Origin of the sequence: Terrisporobacter mayombei (assembly GCF_020748465.1) — a bacterium.
In the GTDB taxonomy this organism is placed as follows: Bacteria; Bacillota; Clostridia; order Peptostreptococcales; family Peptostreptococcaceae; genus Terrisporobacter; species Terrisporobacter mayombei.
On sequence record NZ_JAHZMP010000084.1, the window covers coordinates 1 to 539 of the forward strand.

Genomic DNA, 539 nt, shown 5'->3' on the forward strand with positions numbered 1-539 from the left:
ACTAAGGTCCTTTTTTAAAGAGATGGTAATCTTTGCCTAATTTAAGAAATTTTAGGCAAGTTATAAACATTCTCTGGTTGTATACTTCTTTTGTTCCTTTATATTTTTCTGACTTTTTAAGTATCCATTCTCCTTTTTCAATAATTATATCTTTTATTATTGTTTTAGATATTTTGGGAGGACTCATTACAATTATTTTGCCAAATGGATCTATTTTTATAGAAATATTTTTTATATTTTTATATACTAAAGCTGCTTTTATTTCAATCCCTCTAAAATTAACATTTAAAGTATCAATATCTTTACTCCCTGTGTTCATTAGTTTATTTTTCCTTATTAGCTCTGCAATTTATAAGTTCAGCAGCTATACATACAGCTATTTCAGCTGGTGTTTGAGCATTCAATTTTATGTCTATTGGTGCATGTACTTTTGATAATTCTTCCTTCTTAAAACCTTTTTTTATGAGTTTTTCGTACGTCAATCCAATTTTTGTTCTACTTCCAATCATACCTATATAACCAGTCTCTCTTCTAAGAGC

Annotated in this window: 2 protein-coding genes; both read right to left on the reverse strand. The window is 27.5% G+C overall.

From position 1 onward, the window contains the following. Position 1 precedes the first annotated feature (1 nt). Positions 2–319 (reverse strand): YgjP-like metallopeptidase domain-containing protein, encoded by a 318-nt coding sequence (locus K0039_RS20440; RefSeq protein ID WP_228106790.1) that lies wholly within the window; start codon positions 317–319, stop codon positions 2–4. Between the two features lie 4 nt (positions 320–323). After that, positions 324–539, reverse strand: a 216-nt coding sequence (locus K0039_RS20445) for an XdhC family protein (RefSeq protein ID WP_228106791.1), incomplete at its 5' end; no start/stop codon positions are given.

What these genes read in the sequence shown, in the direction of transcription:
- K0039_RS20440 (WP_228106790.1), bottom strand. Translation starts at nt 319, where the DNA reads ATGAACACAGGGAGTAAAGATATTGATACTTTAAATGTTAATTTTAGA.